The organism is Micromonospora sp. WMMD1274 (assembly GCF_049179035.1).
GTDB lineage: Bacteria > Actinomycetota > Actinomycetes > Mycobacteriales > Micromonosporaceae > Micromonospora > Micromonospora tulbaghiae.
The window spans coordinates 4,863,614-4,879,407 of sequence record NZ_JBMHMG010000001.1; the positions used below are offsets into that span (position 1 = coordinate 4,863,614).

A 15,794-nucleotide genomic window follows, 5' to 3' on the forward strand; every position below is an offset into this window, starting at 1 on the left:
GGAATTCGGGGTCGGGATGAACATCGTCGAGGCCAGGGGCCTGGGGCTGCGCACCCGCCGCGGCTGGGTCTACCGCGACGTCGACCTCACCGCCGCGAGCGGTGAGCTGCACGCCGTCACCGGCCCGCCCGGCAGCGGGCGCACCTCGCTGCTGCTGGCGCTGGCCGGGCGCTTCCCGCACAACCACGGCGAGCTGCGCCGCCGCGGCCCGGCCGCGCTCGGCCAGGTGGCGGGCGTGCACGAACCCGACCCGACGCTCACCGTCGCCGAGCACATCACCGAACGCCTGCTGCTGCTCGGCCCGGTGCCGCGCCGCCGGCGCCGGCTGGTTCCGGTCGCCGCGGTACGGGCCCGCCGCGCCTACCGCCGCGACGCCTACGCCGCCGCCATCGCCGGCGCCGGACTCACCGACGCGCCGCTCGACCCCGACCGGTACGGCCGCGACCTCACCCCGGTCGAGCGCCAGGTGCTCGGGCTCGTGCTGGCCAGCCTCGCCGGCCCCAGCCTGATCGTCGCCGACGACGTGGACGCCGGCGCCGACCGCCCCGAGCGGGCGTGGATGTGGGGCGCGCTGGAACGCCTCGCCGACCAGGGGTACGCGGTCGTCGCCAGCGCCCGCGCCGTCGAACCCGGAGTCGCCGCCACCGTGCACCGCATCGGCGACCCGGCCCTGCCCGTCCCCGCCCTGACCGTTCCCGACGAGCCCGCGTCCGCCCTGACCGTTCCCGACGAGCCCGCCGAGGTGCCCGCATGAGCGTCCTGCGACTGGCCCTGTTCGAGCTGCGCCGGATGACCCGGGGCCGGCTGCCACGAGCCGCGCTCGCGGTGCTCACCATCGTCCCGCTGCTCTACGGCGCGCTCTACCTGTACGCGTTCTGGGACCCCTACGGGAAGATGGACCGGATCCCGGTCGCCCTGGTCAACGCCGACCGCCCGGCCACCGCCGGTGACGGCAGCGAGGTGCACGCCGGCCGCGACCTGACCGAGAAGCTGCTCGACCGCAAGGTGTTCGGCTGGACCGTCACCGACCAGGCCGACGCCACCAACGGGCTGCGCGACGGGCGCTACCACCTGGTCTTCTCCATCCCGCAGGACTTCTCCGCCACGCTCGCCGCCGGCCCGGAACCGGACCGCCCGGCTCGGCAGGGCGAACTGAAGGTCGTCAACGACGACGCCACCAACTACCTCTCCGGCCTGCTCGCCCGGTCGGCGTTCAGCGAGATCCGGGCCGCCGCCGCGCAGAGCACCGCCGCCACGTACTTCGACAGGATGCTGATCGGCTTCACCGACGCCAAGGCCGAGACCGGCCGCGCCGCCGACGGCGCCGGAAAGATCGCCGACGGGCTCGGCAGCTCCCAGCGGGGCGCCGACCAGCTCGCCGACGGGCTCGGTGACGCCGGGGACGGCGCCGGGCAACTCGCCGGTGGACTCAACCAGTCGGTCCAGGGCGCGGACAAGCTCGCCAAGGGCCTCGACCAGCTGCGCACCGGCGCCGCCCAGCTCGCCGAAGGCGCCGGGCGCGCCGCCACCGAGACCAAGGCCGCGGCGGCCACCGTGAACGCCGCCGCCGACAGGTACGAGCCGGTGCTGCGCCGCAACGCCGACAAGATCGAGAAGGCGGCCACGCTCGTCGCCGACGGCGCGCAGCAGCTCGCCGCCGGGCTGGACGCGCTGCCGGGCAAGGCCGCCGAGGTGGTCGCGAGCGCCGAGGAGGTCCGCGACCGGCTCGACGCGGTCGCGAAGGCACACCCCGAACTGGCCGACGATCCCGGATTCGCCGCCGCCCGCAAGGCCGCCGACCGGGCCGTCACACAGGCCCGGTCCGTGGTGGCCGCGCTGGACAAGACCGACATGGCCACGCTGCGCAAGCAGATGACCGACGTGGCGAAGACCGCCCGCGAGGTCGCCGCCGCCGCGCCGCACCTGGCCGACGACGTCGCCTCCGCCCGCGCGAAGGTCAACGAGCTGGCCGGCGGGCTCACCACGCTTGCCCAGGGCAGCGCCAAGCTCCGCGACGGGCTGGGCGACGCGTCGACCGGCGCGAACGAGCTGCGCGGCGGCCTCTACCGCCTCGCCACCGGCGCCCGCCAGCTCGACGGCGGCCTGGCCCAGCTCGGCAGCGGCAGCAACCGCCTGGTCGACGGGCTGACCCGGCTGGAGGGCGGCGCCGGCGACCTCGCCGACGGGCTCGCCGCCGGGGAGCGGAAACTACCGGGGTACGACGACGCGGCCACTCGCGCCGGCGTGCTCGGTGACCCGGTCGGCCTGATCCGCGACTCGCAGAACCCGGCCGGCTCGTACGGCGTGGGCTTCGCCCCGTACTTCCTGTCGCTGGCGCTCTGGGTCGGCGCGATGATCACGTACATGCTGTTGCGGCCGGTCAACCGCCGGCACGTCATGTCCGGCGCACCCGGCTGGCGGGTCGTGCTCGCCGGGTGGCTCCCCGCCGCCGGCATCGGCCTGGCCCAGGTCACTGTGCTCTACACGGTGGTGACGCTCGGCCTCGGGCTCGACCCGAGGCACGGCCCGGCCACGTTCGGGCTGCTCGCCCTCACCTCGCTGGCGTTCACCGCGATCATGCAACTGCTCGGTGTGGCGCTCGGCCCGGCCGGGCGGCTGGCCGCGCTGGCGCTGCTGATGCTCCAGCTCACCTCGTCCGGCGGCACCTACCCGGTGCAGACCTCACCCGGCTTCTTCCAGGCGATCCACCCCTGGCTGCCGATGACGTACGTGGTGGACGGCCTGCGGCACACCATCAACGGCGGTACGACCGCACCCGTGGTCACCGGCGCGCTGGTGCTGCTCGCGTTCGGGCTGGGCGCCATGGCGCTGACCGTCGGCGCGGCCCGCCGCTCCCGGCGGCTGACCCCGGCCAAGCTGCACCCCGAACTGACCATGTGAGGATGAGCCGGTGACGGACGGACGGACACGCCGGCGCGAGGACACCCGCCAGCGCCTCTTCGTGGCGGCGGTGGACCTCATCGCCGAGCAGGGCTTCTCGGCCACCACCGTGGACGACATCGCGGCCCGGGCCGGCGTGGCGAAGGGGACCGTCTACTACAACTTCGAGTCCAAGACGGTCCTGTTCGAGGAGCTGCTGCGGCACGGCATCGGCCTGCTCACCGCCGAGTTCCGGGCCGCCGTCGACGGGCTGCCGCCGCTGGAGGCGCTCGGCGCGCTGGTCCGCGCCCAGCTGGAGTACATCCGCCGCTACCGCGCCTTCGCCCAGCTCCTGCTCTCGGAGATGTGGCGGACCAACCGGGAGTGGCAGCAGACGCTGCGGCTGCTGCGCGGCGAGGCCATCGCGGTGATCGCCGACACCGTGAAGGCCGGCGTGGACAGTGGCGACCTCCCGGCCGACCTGGACGTGCGTACCGCCAGTTCGGCGCTGTTCGGCGTCGGGCTCGTGGTGGCCGTGGACTGGCTGGTCTTCTCGCCGGAGCGGCCGATCGACGAGGTGCAGGAGTCGCTGCTCGGGATCGTCCGGCGGGTCGCCCGCACCTGACCAGCGGTCGGTAATTCGGTTGATTCCGGACCGCCGGAAGGGTGAGGCTGAGGGCACCGCCCCCACCGATCCGAGTCCGGAGGACCTTCCATGCGCCTGCTCCGAGATCTCTGGGCCACGGCGCCCCGCCGGATGGCGGCGGTCCTGCTGCTGATCGTGCTCGGCGCCGGTGGTCAGGCGGCCGCTTCCGCGCTGGCCGGGCCGGTGCTGGTGCACCGCTCGTCCGGCTGGTTCGTCGCGCTCGCCGTGGCGCTCGTCGCCGCTGTCGTCACCGACCTGCTGATCGGCCTGATCATGGCCCGGCTCACCGCCGACTGGTCGGCCGACGTGCGGCGGCGGCTCTGCCGGGTCGCGCTCGGCCAGGACCTGCCCACCCTGGAGACCACACCGGTCGGCGAACTGCTCGACCGGATCGACAACGACGTCTACCAGGTCGCCGCCGAGATGCGGAACACCGGCGTACGGCTGGCGCAGGGCCTCGCGGTCTGCGCCCTCGCGACGGTGAGCGCGCTGATCGTCTGGTGGCCCGCCGGTATCGGCATGATCGTGCTCACCTCGCTGCTCGCGGTGACGCTGCGCCGACCGACCGCCCGGATCGCCCCGGCCCGGATGGCCGAGGAGGAGGCGTGGTCCGACCTCGCGGCCGTGATGGAGGAGGCGGTGCACGGGCAGGACGACGTGCGCACCAGCCTCGCCCGGCCGTACGTGCTGCGCCTCTACGCCCGCCGCGCGGCCGAGGTGATCACCCGGTGCGTCCGGGTGTTCCGGCTCTCCGCCCGGGTCACCGCGGCCGCCGCCGGCGCGGTCCGGGTCGGCATCGCGGGCGTGGTGCTGGGCGGCGCGTGGGCGCTCGCCACCGGCCGGGTCGACGCCGCGCGGCTGACCGCGATCTGGTTGCTGGCCATCGCGTTCGGCGCGACGGTCGAGCACATCGCCCGCTGGGTGCCGCACCTGCAACAGGCGTTCGGCGCGTGGGGCCGGGTGCAACTGCTCGCCGGGTCGCCGCAGGAGCCCGACGGCGGGGCCACCCCGGTCGACGGGGACCTGACCGTGCGCGGGCTCACCTACCGCTACCCGGCCGGCGGGGACGAGCGCGGGCCGGCGCTGCGCGACGTCCACCTCGACTTCGTCCGCGGCCGCTCGTACGCGCTCGTCGGGCGTACCGGCTCGGGCAAGTCGACGCTGGCCAAGGTGCTCACCCGGGCGGTGGACGTGCCCCGCGGCACAGTCTTCCTCGGCGGCACCGACCTGGTCGACCTGGACGTGGAGGAACTGCGCCGCTGGATCGCCGTGGTGCCGCAGCGCACCGAGATCCTGGCCGGCACGCTCGCCGAGAACGTGGCGCTGTTCGACCCGGAACTGCTGGACGCCGCCGAGCGGGCGCTCACCGAACTGGGCCTGGCCGGCTGGATCGCCGAACTGCCCGACGGCGTGCACACCCGGCTCGGCGACGGCGGCTACGTGCTCTCCGCCGGGCAGGAGCAGCTCGTCGCGTTCGCCCGCATCCTGGTCCGCGACCCGCACGTGGTGATCCTCGACGAGGCCACCGCGCGGCTCGACCCGGTCACCGAGAACCGGGTACGCGAAGCCACCGAACGGCTGCTCACCGACCGGATCGGCATCGTCATCGCGCACCGGCTCTCCTCGGTGCGCCGCTGCGACGAGGTGGTCGTGATGGCCGACGGCGCGGTGCTGGAGGCTGGTCCGCTGCGCGAGTCGGCCCGCTTCGCCGAGCTGCTCGCCACCAGCCACGCCGGGGCGTACGCCGGAGTGGGCTCCCGGCGCGGTGGCGTGGACCTGCTCGACGCGCCCGCCTGGGACGACGCGCCCACCACGCCGGCCGCGCCCGCGACGCGGCCGGCCGCCGTGCCGCGCGCCGACCCGCCACCCGCGCCGCCCACGCCCCCCGCGCGGACCATGCGGGAGATCCTCCGGCTGGGCACCAACGACCCGCGGTACGGCATGGTCTCGGTCGCCCTGTTCATCGTGATGACGGTGCTCGGGATGGACGGGGCAGTGCTGCCCTGGCTCTGGGCCGACCTGGTCGGCGGCGGCGACCCGTGGCTGCCCGCGCTGGGCATCGTGGCGGCGCTGCTCGTGGTGCTGCCGCTGCCGTACCTGACGAACCTGTGGTTCCCGCAGTGGTGGATCCGGCAGATGCTGCGGATCAGCGCCCGGCTGGTGCACGGGCAGACCGGCGCGCGCCGGGTCAGCGGGCACACCCCGGCCGAGGTGGTCGCACAGGGCGGCGACACCGACCGGGTCGTGCACCTCGCCGACAACCTGATGGACCAGTTCATCTCGCTGACCATCGTGATCACCATGACGCTGGTGACCGGCAGTCTCGTACCGGCGCTGTTCTTCGTCGGCACGATGGTGGTCTCCGGGCTGGCGGCGACGCTGTTCGGGCCCCGGCTGGAACGCAACGCGGCCGGCACGGTGAAGGCGCGCGCCGCGTTCGCCACCGCGCTGGTGTCCGCGCTGTCCGCCGCCCGGACGGTGAAGCTGGCCGGCGCGACCCGCCCGGTGCTGCGCCACCTCGCCCGGCTGGACGAGGTACGCAGCGAGCGGCAGCGACGCGAGATCGCCATGCAGGTGTGGGCCCGGTCCACCCCGTCGGTCGCCAGTGGCCTGCTGCCGATCGGCGCGTGGGCGCTCTACCTGGCCGGTGAGCTGTCGGCGGGTGCCACGCTGGTCGCCGTGTCCACGCTGGGCGCGGCCCGCTGGTTCGCGTGGACCACCGCGTCGCTGGTGTCGCAGTACCCGTCGGCGCGCGTGTGGACCAGGCGGACGGTGGCGATGACCGGCGAGGCCGTGTACGCGGCGCCGGTGCCCGGGCTCGATCTGGTCGCCGGCACCGCGCCCGCGCCCGAGCCGCCGCCCCGGCACCCGCTGCGCCGCCTGGAGCTGTCCGGCTTCGGCGCGCTGCACTCCGACGGCACGCTCGCCGTCCGCGACGTCGACCTGGTAGTCGAACGCGGGCAGCTGGTGCTGGTCGTCGGCCCGGTCGGGTCCGGCAAGTCGTCGCTGCTGCGCGCGCTCGCCGGGATCGTGCACCACGTCGGCGAGCTGCGCTGGAACGGCGACCCGGTCACCGAGCCGGAGATGTTCCTGCGCCCCAACCAGGTCGGGTACGTGGGCCAGCTACCCCGGGTGCTCTCCGGCACGGTGGCCGACAACATCGCGCTCGGCCACCAGGTGGACGCCGCCGGGGCGGTCTCGACCGCCCAGCTCGAACACGACCTGGCCGCCGCCGGGGGCGGGCTCGGGCTGCTGATCGGGCACAAGGGCACCCGGCTCTCCGGTGGTCAGCTCCAGCGGCTGGCGCTGGCCCGGGCGCTCGCCCCGCGTACCGAGCTGCTGGTGGCCGACGACGTGTCGTCGGCGCTGGACGTGAGCACCGAGCTGGCGTTGTGGGCGGCACTGCGCGAGCACGGGGTGACAGTGGTCGGCTCGACCGCGAAGCGGGCCGCGCTGGTGCGGGCCGACCGGGTGGTGGTGCTGATCGACGGCACGGTGGCCGACCAGGGCACCTGGACCGACCTGGAACCCCGCTGGAACCACCTGGCCGGCTGACCCCCGCGCCCGCCGTCCTCCTCGTCGATCATGAAGTTGGCGGCGACAAATCGGACGCCGTTCGCCGCCAACTTCATGATCAACGCACCGGGGCGGGCCGGGAGGGCGGGGTGGGTCAGAAGGCTCGGGTGTACTGGTTGGGCCAGGTGGGGGTGGCGCCGAGCTTGGCGGCGGCGCGGCGCGGCCAGTACGGGTCGCGCAGCAGTTCCCGGCCCAGCAGCACCAGGTCCGCCTCGCCTCCGGCCACGATCTGCTCGGCCTGCTCGGGCTCCACGATCAGGCCCACGGCACCGGTCGGCACCCCGGCGTCGCGGCGGATCCGGGCGGCGAGCGGCACCTGGTAGCCGGGTCCGACCGGGATGGACGCCTGGACCGCCGCGCCTCCGGAGGAGGTGTCGATCAGGTCGACCCCGGCGGCGGCCAGTTCCCCGGCGAGCACCACGCTGTCCTCGACGGTCCAGCCGCCGTCGGCCCAGTCGGTGGCGGAGATCCGGGTCAGCACCGGCACGGACTCGCCGACGGCGGCGCGTACCGCGCGGGCCACGTCGAGGGTGAGCCGCATCCGGGCGGCCCGGTCGCCGCCCCAGCCGTCGGTGCGCCGGTTGGTCAGCGGGGACAGGAACTCGTGCAGCAGGTAGCCGTGCGCGGCGTGGATCTCCACGGCGGCAAACCCGGCGTCGAGCGCCCGTCCGGCGGCGGTGGCGAACGCGTCCACCACGGCCGCGATGCCCGCCTCGTCCAGCGCGGTGGGGGTGCGGTAGTCCGGGACGAACGGCTGGTCACCCGGGCCCACAGGGGTCCAGCCGCCCTCGGCGTCCGGCACACCGCCGCGCGCCGGCGCCCACGGCCGGTACGTGGACGCCTTGAACCCGGCGTGCGCGAGCTGCACGGCCGGCACCGCGCCCTGACCGGCGACGAACGCGGTGATCGGACGCCACGCGTCGACGTGCGCGCCGGACCAGAGGCCGGTGTCCTGCGGGCTGATCCGGCCCTCGGGCACCACCGCTGTCGCCTCGGTGATCACCAGGCCGGCCCCGCCGACCGCGCGGGAACCGAGGTGCACGCGGTGCCAGTCGGTGGGCAGGCCGTCGGGTCCGGCGCTGTACTGGCACATGGGCGCCAGCGCGATCCGGTTGGGCAGGGTGACGCCGCGCAGGGCGAGCGGGGTGAACAGGGCGCTCATTCTCGGATCCTCCGGTCAGTGCGACGGGTGCGCCTCCTTGTGGAGACGCACCCGTCGGTGTGTGGATCAGGCGGGTACGGGGTCGAGCCGCTCGGTCTCGACCGGCTCGATCAGGTCGCGCTTGCCGGCCGAGTCGTACGCGGCCCGGTCGAGCGTGCCCTCCCGGGCGGCCACGATGGTCGGCACGACGGCCTGCCCGGCCACGTTCGTGGCGGTACGGATCATGTCCAGGATCGGGTCGATGGCGAGCAGCAGACCGGCTCCGGCCAGCGGCAGGCCCAGCGTGCTCAGGGTCAGCGTGAGCATGACGATCGCGCCGGTCAGGCCGGCGGTCGCGGCCGAGCCGACCACCGAGACGAACGCGATGAGCAGGTAGTCGGTGACGCCCAGGTTCACGCCGAACACCTGCGCCACGAAGATCGCGGCGAGCGCCGGGTAGATGGCGGCGCAGCCGTCCATCTTCGTGGTGGCGCCGAACGGCACCGCGAAGGAGGCGTACTCGCGGGGGACGCCGAGGCGCTCGACCGAGCGCTGGGTCACCGGCATGGTGCCCACCGAGGAGCGGGAGACGAAGGCCAGCTCGATGGCGGGCCAGGCGCCGGCGAAGAAGCGCAGCGGGTTGAGCTTGCCGGCCACCGCGAGCAGCACCGGGTAGACCACGAACAGCACCAGGGCGCAGCCGACGTAGACGGCCGTGGTGAACTTCGCGAGCGGGGCGAGCAGGTCCCAGCCGTACGAGGCGACGGCATTGCCGATCAGGCCGAGCGTGCCGATCGGGGCGAGCCGGATGACCCACCACAGCGCCTTCTGCACGATCGACAGCAGCGAGCGGTTGAGCGACACGAACGGCTCGGCGGCGTCGCCGACCAGCAGTGCGGCGGCACCCACCACCAGGGCGAGGAAGACGATCTGCAGGACGTTGCCCTCGACGAACGCGCCGACCGGGTTGGTCGGGACGATGCCGGTGAGGAAGTCGATCCAGGAGCCGGTGGTCTTCGGCGCGGTGGCGCCGGCCGGGTCCAGGTTGACGCCCCGGCCGGGGTCGGTGAGCAGGCCGAGGCCGATGCCGATGCTCACCGCGATCAGCGCGGTGACGGCGAACCAGAGCAGCGTCTTGACGGCGAGCCGGGCGGCGTTGGCGACGCCGCGCAGGCTGACCACGCTGACCACGATGGCGGTGAAGACCAGCGGCGGCACTGCCAGCTTGAGCAGCTGGACGAAGAGGCCGCCGACGGTGTCGAGCGTGCTGGTCAGCCAGGCGAGGTCGGCGGCGCGGGCGAGGAAACCGAGCGCCACGCCGAGCACGAGGCCGAGCAGGATCTGGACGGAGAAGGGGATTCTGCGCAGGGCGGAGGTCATGAGGACGGATCCAAGGTCTGGAGAGGGAAGGCGGGCGTCGGGGCGTGGAACTACGCCGGACAGACGCCGCTGGCCTGCCGCCGGAGATCGACGTACAGGCGCTCGGTGAGGCACCAGACATTGGTCATCGTCGCGACACGTTACTCCCCTCCGGCGCCGGAACGGAAGGACCGTCGCCGGTGAGGCTCCTTACAGCCAGGTAGCCGGAGGTGACCAGTCCCCAGGCGGCGACCACGACCAGCAGCACCCGTTCCGACACCCCGAGCAGCGCGCTGCGGCCGACCAGCAGCAGCGCCGCCGCTACCACGGCGGCCACCGGCAGCGCCACCGCCGCGCCGACCGCGGCGATCCGCCGCAGTCCTCGGTCCGCCGCCGGGGAGAACAGCAGCACGAGCATGGCGAGCACCACCGCGGCGGTCGCCGCGATGCTCGCCCCGCCGTGCACCAGGTCGGCCACCGTGGTCGCCTCGAACGGCGGCAGCGGGCAGCCCTCGCTGCACGTGACAGCGCCGGAGAGCACCGTGGCGACCGCGCCGACGCCGAGCAGCCCGGCCGCCGCCCGCACCCCCGGCGGCAGCGCCCCGGCGAGCAGCAGCAGCGACGCGGCCACCGAGAAGATCCCCATCCGGTACGCCCCGGCGTACCCGCTGTCGGCGATGCCCGCTTCGCTCACGTACGCGATGGGTCCGGGTCCGGGACCGGCGACCACCGCGACCGTCACCGCGGCCACGCCGGCAGCCAGGCAGACGGCGGCGAACGCGGCGGCGATCCGGCGGGCTGTGCCCTCAGCCACGTCCGTGCGGGGTGGTCCAGCCGGACAGGTCCGGGCCCAGCGGCACGATCCGGGTCGGGTTGATCATGTCGTGGGTGGCGTAGTAGTGCCGCTTGATGTGGTCGAAGTCCACCGTCTCGCCGAAGCCCGGCGTCTGGAACAGGTCCCGCGCGTACGCCCAGAGCACCGGCATCTCGGTGAGCTTGCGCAGATTGCACTTGAAGTGCCCGTGGTACGCCACGTCGAAGCGCACCAGCGTGGTGAACAGGCGCACGTCCGCCTCGGTGATCGTGTCGCCCATCAGGTAGCGCCGCCCGGCCAGCCGCTCACTGAGCGCGTCGAGGCGGGCGAACAGCGCGGTGAACGCCTCGTCGTACGCCTCCTGGGAGGTGGCGAAGCCGCACCGGTAGACGCCGTTGTTGACGTCCCGGTGGATCTCCGCCATCAGCGCGTCCATCTCCGGGCGCAGCTCGACCGGGTAGAGATCCGGCGCGTCCGGCGCGTGGAACCGCCGCCACTCGGTCGAGAAGTCCAGCGTGAGCTGCGGGTAGTCGTTGGTGACCACCCGTCCGGTGAGCGTGTCCACGAGCGCCGGCACCGTCACCCGGCCGATGTAGTCCGGGTCGGTGGACAGGTACGCCTCGGACAGGAAGCCGATGCCGAGCACCGGGTCGAAGCCGTCCGGGTCGAGCGCGAACCGCCAGCCCCGCTCGTCCCGGATCGGGTCGACGGTGCCCAGCGAGATCACCTCGTCCAGCCCGAGCAGGCCGCGCACGATCCGGGCCCGGTGCGCCCACGGGCAGGCCCGGCACCAGATCAGCCGGTACCGGCCCGCCTCCAGCGGCCAGCGCCCCGCATCGTCCGGCCCGCCGCCCTCCGGTGAGGTGGAGTGCGGGGTGACCCGGCCGGTGAACCGGTTGGGCTGGCGGACGAACGCGCCGCCGCCGCTGGTCTCTGCGCTGAACTGGGCCCCGGACATGCGGCAAACCTATCCGCTCCGGTCACGGATATCCTGGCGCCGGGTACCCCCGCGACCCGCCGACCGACCCCTTCCCACCCCCGAAGGACGTACGCGCGATGACAGTGGCCTATCTCGTTGCCGGAGTCCGCACCCCGATCGGCCGGTACGCCGGCGCCCTGGCCGGGGTCCGCCCCGACGACCTGGCCGCGCACGTCGTCCGCGAGCTGGTGGCCCGCCACCCGTCCGTCGACTGGGCCCGCACCGACGACGTGATCCTGGGCTGCGCCAACCAGGCCGGCGAGGACAACCGCAACGTGGCCCGGATGGCCGCGCTGCTCGGCGGCCTGCCGGAGGAGGTGCCGGGCAGCACCGTCAACCGGCTCTGCGGCTCCGGCCTGGACGCGCTCGCCTCCGCCGCCCGCGCGATCGTCGCCGGGGAGGCCGACCTGGTGGTGGCCGGCGGCGTGGAGAGCATGAGCCGCGCGCCGTTCGTCATGCCGAAGGCGGCCACGCCGTTCGCCCGCACCGCAGAGGTGTACGACACCACGATCGGCTGGCGGCTGGTCAACCCGCTGATGCGCAAGGGCTGGGGCATCGACTCCATGCCGGAGACGGCGGAGAACGTGGCGGCCGAGTTCGGCGTGGACCGGGCCGCGCAGGACGCCTTCGCGTACCGGTCGCAGCAGCGGGCCGCCAAGGCGCAGGCCGACGGCCGGCTGGCCGAGGAGATCGTCCCGGTGACGGTGCCTGCCGGCAAGCGGGAGACGAAGCTGGTCGAAACCGACGAGCACCCGCGCGAGACGACGCTTGCGAAGCTCGCGGCGCTGCCCACCCCGTTCCGCGAGGGCGGCACTGTCACCGCCGGGAACTCCTCCGGGGTCAACGACGGCGCCGTCGCGCTGCTCGTCGCCTCCGCGGCCGCCGTCGAACGCTACGGCCTCACCCCGCTGGCCCGGGTACGCGGTGCCGCGTCGGCAGGCGTACCGCCGCGGATCATGGGCATCGGCCCGGTCCCGGCGACCCGGAAGCTGCTCGACCGGACGGGCCTGTCACTGGGCGACGTGGACGTGATCGAGCTGAACGAGGCGTTCGCCGCGCAGTCGGTGGCGGTGCTGCGCGAGCTGGGCCTGCCGGAGGACGCCGAGCACGTCAACCCGGGCGGCGGGGCAATCGCGCTGGGTCACCCGCTCGGCGCCAGCGGCGCCCGGCTGGCGTTGACCGCCGCGCTGGAACTGCGCCGCCGGGGCGGCCGGCGGGCGCTCGCCACCATGTGCATCGGCGTCGGCCAGGGCATCTCGCTGCTGCTGGAATCGGCCGACTGACCCGGGCCGGCAGCATCGCCCGCTGTGGATCTCCCGTACCCGGCCGTACCGGCCTAGAGTGGTCTGGACCACATGATCCGCCATCGACGGCGGACGACGACCTGGGGGACCGAGCGATGCAGACGCCGGAGAGCCTGCCCACCGAGATCGACCTGAGCCGGCCGAGCGCCGCCCGGGTCTACGACTACTTCCTCGGTGGGGCGCACAACTTCGAGATCGACCGGCAGCTCGCCGAACAGATCGCGGCGATGACGCCGAACCTGGCCGCCACCATGCGCTCCGGGCGGGAGTTCCTGCGCCGGGCCGTACGGGTGCTGCTCGACGCCGGCATCGACCAGTTCCTCGACATCGGCTCCGGCATCCCCACCGTCGGCAACGTGCACGAGGTCGCCCAGGCCGCCGACCCGGACGCCCGGATCGTGTACGTCGACATCGACCCGGTGGCCGTGGCGCACAGCCACGAACTGCTCGCCGGCAACGACCGGGCCACCGCCGTCCTGGCCGACCTGCGCGAGCCGAAGCTGATCCTGGACCACGCCGCCGCCAGCGGCCTGATCGACTTCGACCGGCCGTTGGGCATCCTGCTGGCCGGCGTGGTGCACTTCGTGCCCGACGCCGACCGCCCGGCCGACATCCTGGCCACCCTGCGCGCCGCCGCCGCGCCCGGCAGCTACCTGGTCATCTCCCACTCCACGTTCGAGGACCAGCCGCAGGAGATGCTGGACGCGCAGCGGCTGTCGGCGCGTACCGCCACCGAGATCACGCTGCGCTCCCGGGCCGAGATCACCGGCTTCTTCGGCGACTGGACGATCCTCGAACCGGGCGTCGTGCACATGCCGCTGTGGCGGCCCGACTCCCCGTCGGACGTGGACGAGCACCCGGAACGGTTCGGAGCCTTCGGCGGCGTCGCCCGGCACGACCGCGCAGCCGGCTGAGCCCATGCGCGCCCCGGACAGCGACGGGGGAGACGTCAGCCGGCCCGGCGCCGCCGCGTACGCCGCCGAATGGGCTCGCGCGGTGCGCCGCATCGGGTTCGTGCCGCTGAGCGCGGCCGAGACCGAGCGCCTGCTGGTGCCGCTCACCGAGCGGCTCGGCGAGGCCCTGCTCGCCCCCGCCTTCTCCGCCCGCCCCGCGGAGGAGGTGGGGCGCGCCCTGGTCGAGGCGCACCTCACCGAGCCCGGTGTGCTCGACTGGTCGGTGCAGGCACTGGGCGACCGGTTCCTGCCCTGGGTGCTGCCGTCGCGGACCGAGTCGCCGGAGTTGCGCGAGCGGGTCGCGCTGCTCCAGGGCGCGTTCGCCGCCGGGTTCGCCCGCGCGCTGCGCGACCGGGTCTTCAGCCAGCAGGAGCGGATCGCCCGGTCCGCGTGGCAGGCCCGGGACACCGTCGAGCAGGCGCTGCGGGACAGCGAGGCGCGTTTCCGGGCGGTCTTCACCGGCGCCGCCATCGGCATCGGCATCGCCGGTGTGGACGGGCAGATCATCGAGGTCAACCAGGCGTTCGCGGACATGCTCGGCTACACCGTCGCGGAGATGCGGCGGATGAACGTGTCGGCGCTGGCCTATGCCGACGACGCGGCCGGAATGTGGGAGCTGTACAAGGAGTTGATCGAGGGCAAGCGGGACAGCGCCCGGGTGGAGAAGCGCTACTACCGCAAGGACGGCAGCGTGGTCTGGACCGACCTCGCGGTGTCGCTGATCCGGCACGACGACGGCCGGCCCCGGTTCACAGTCGCCATGGTGGAGGACATCACCCAGCGGTACGAGTTGCAGCAGCGGCTGCGCTTCCAGGCGCTGCACGACCCGCTGACCGGCCTGCCCAACCGGACGCTGTTTTTCGAGTCGCTCGGCGAGGTCTTCGACGGCGCCGGCCCGGACCAGCGCGTCGGGCTCTGCTTCATCGACCTGGACGGCTTCAAGGCGGTGAACGACAGCCTCGGCCACGACCTGGGCGACCGGCTGCTCAAGGTGATCGCCCGCCGGCTCAGCGACTGCGTGGCCGGGCGCGGTCACCTGGTGGCCCGGATGGGCGGTGACGAGTTCGTGATCCTGGTCGACTCCGACGGCGGCATCGACGACGCGGTGGAGGTCGCCGAGCTGGCCCTGGCCGCGGTGTCCGCGCCGGTGCACGTCGGCGACCAGCAGCTCGCCGTGTCGGCCAGCATCGGCATCGTGGAGTGCCCGGCGGCGGAGACGAGCGTCGGTGACCTGATGAAGGCCGCCGACACCACGCTCTACTGGGCCAAGGCGGAGGGCCGGGGCCGCTGGGCGGTGTACGACCCGGAGCGCAGCGCCGCCGACATCGCCCGCTCCGCGCTGGCCGCGAACCTGCCCGCCGCGCTGGACCGGGGCGAGTTCGTGCTGCACTACCAGCCGATCGTGTCGCTGCTGGACGGGACGATGGTGGCGGTCGAGGCGCTGGTGCGCTGGCAGCACCCGGAGCTGGGGCTGATCGGGCCGGACCGGTTCATCGGGCTGGCCGAGGAGACCGGCCTGATCGTCCGGCTCGGCGCCTGGGTGCTGCGTCAGGCGTGCCGCGACGCCGAGTCGTGGCGGCGCGCGTACCCGGACACCACGCCGGTGGTCAGCGTCAACCTGGCCGCTCGGCAGACCGACGACCCGGCCATCGTGGAGACGGTGGCCGAGGCGTTGCAGCACACCGGCCTGCCGGCCGAGCTGTTGCAGCTGGAGCTGACCGAGAGCGCCGTCATGGGCAGCGCCGGCGAGCCGCTGCGCACACTGCACCAGCTCGCCGGCCTCGGGCTGCGGCTGGCCATCGACGACTTCGGCACCGGCTACTCGAACCTCGCGTACCTGCGGCGGCTGCCGATCCACTGCGTGAAGCTGGCCGGCCCGTTCGTCGAGGGGATACGGGGTGACGGCGCGGACGCGGTCGCCGACCACCGGGACGAGCGGATCGTGGACGCGCTGGTCCGGCTGGCGCACGCGCTGGAGCTGTCGGTGACCGCCGAGGTGGTGGAGACCGAGGTGCAGGCCGAACGGTTGCGCGCGCTGCGGTGCGACACCGGGCAGGGCCGGCTGTTCGGCGCCCCGATGCCCGCCGACGGCATCCGCGCCCGCCTGGGCGGGTAAGAAGACGCATCGACCGGGCGGGTCCT

The 15,794-nt window shown here is 74.2% G+C and carries 11 protein-coding genes; 7 read left to right on the forward strand and 4 right to left on the reverse strand.

Going from position 1 to position 15,794, the window contains the following annotated elements:
* Positions 1 to 16: 16 nt before the first annotated feature.
* The 4 genes from ACN27D_RS23165 (at position 17) to ACN27D_RS23180 (ending at position 7,081) form a co-directional block, all read left to right on the forward strand.
* Entirely contained in the window at positions 17 to 754 is a 738-nt protein-coding gene (locus ACN27D_RS23165) for an ATP-binding cassette domain-containing protein (RefSeq protein ID WP_421499978.1), read from the forward strand.
* Positions 751 to 2,901, forward strand: a complete 2,151-nt coding sequence (locus ACN27D_RS23170; protein ID WP_421499979.1) for a YhgE/Pip family protein — start codon at positions 751 to 753, stop codon at positions 2,899 to 2,901. Before ACN27D_RS23165 ends, ACN27D_RS23170 begins: the two co-directional genes overlap by 4 nt.
* A gap of 10 nt (positions 2,902 to 2,911) precedes the next feature.
* The gene (locus tag ACN27D_RS23175) at positions 2,912 to 3,505 is read left to right on the forward strand and encodes a TetR/AcrR family transcriptional regulator (RefSeq protein ID WP_120571140.1); all 594 of its coding nucleotides are present in this window, start codon (positions 2,912 to 2,914) and stop codon (positions 3,503 to 3,505) included.
* Between the two features lie 90 nt (positions 3,506 to 3,595).
* Positions 3,596 to 7,081 carry an ATP-binding cassette domain-containing protein gene (locus ACN27D_RS23180; RefSeq protein ID WP_421499980.1) on the forward strand — a complete coding sequence of 1,162 codons (3,486 nt, stop codon included), beginning with the start codon at positions 3,596 to 3,598 and terminating at the stop codon, positions 7,079 to 7,081.
* 115 nt (positions 7,082 to 7,196) lie between these two features.
* Here ACN27D_RS23180 and ACN27D_RS23185 read toward each other — a convergent pair whose 3' ends face one another.
* From ACN27D_RS23185 to ACN27D_RS23200, 4 genes are all read right to left on the reverse strand, one after another.
* Complete coding sequence (locus ACN27D_RS23185; RefSeq protein WP_421499981.1) at positions 7,197 to 8,264, reverse strand: NADH:flavin oxidoreductase/NADH oxidase; 1,068 nt, start codon at positions 8,262 to 8,264, stop codon at positions 7,197 to 7,199.
* Between the two features lie 66 nt (positions 8,265 to 8,330).
* Positions 8,331 to 9,611 (reverse strand): dicarboxylate/amino acid:cation symporter, encoded by a 1,281-nt coding sequence (locus tag ACN27D_RS23190; protein ID WP_181373726.1) that lies wholly within the window; start codon positions 9,609 to 9,611, stop codon positions 8,331 to 8,333.
* 136 nt (positions 9,612 to 9,747) lie between these two features.
* The gene (locus tag ACN27D_RS23195; protein WP_121685513.1) at positions 9,748 to 10,416 is read right to left on the reverse strand and encodes a DUF998 domain-containing protein; all 669 of its coding nucleotides are present in this window, start codon (positions 10,414 to 10,416) and stop codon (positions 9,748 to 9,750) included.
* Complete coding sequence (locus ACN27D_RS23200) at positions 10,409 to 11,374, reverse strand: glutathione S-transferase family protein (RefSeq protein WP_421499982.1); 966 nt, start codon at positions 11,372 to 11,374, stop codon at positions 10,409 to 10,411. The genes ACN27D_RS23195 and ACN27D_RS23200 overlap by 8 nt, the downstream gene beginning before the upstream one ends.
* Positions 11,375 to 11,472: 98 nt before the next feature.
* Here ACN27D_RS23200 and pcaF point away from each other — a divergent pair, with 98 nt between their 5' ends.
* The 3 genes from pcaF to ACN27D_RS23215 all read left to right on the forward strand — a co-directional run bounded on the left by pcaF (position 11,473) and on the right by ACN27D_RS23215 (position 15,768).
* Complete coding sequence (gene pcaF, locus ACN27D_RS23205) at positions 11,473 to 12,678, forward strand: 3-oxoadipyl-CoA thiolase (RefSeq protein ID WP_358170241.1); 1,206 nt, start codon at positions 11,473 to 11,475, stop codon at positions 12,676 to 12,678.
* Between the two features lie 116 nt (positions 12,679 to 12,794).
* Entirely contained in the window at positions 12,795 to 13,613 is an 819-nt protein-coding gene (locus ACN27D_RS23210; RefSeq protein ID WP_121686128.1) for an SAM-dependent methyltransferase, read from the forward strand.
* A 4-nt stretch (positions 13,614 to 13,617) separates the two neighbouring features.
* Positions 13,618 to 15,768, forward strand: a complete 2,151-nt coding sequence (locus ACN27D_RS23215; RefSeq protein ID WP_421499983.1) for a putative bifunctional diguanylate cyclase/phosphodiesterase — start codon at positions 13,618 to 13,620, stop codon at positions 15,766 to 15,768.
* The last annotated feature ends 26 nt before the right edge of the window (positions 15,769 to 15,794 follow it).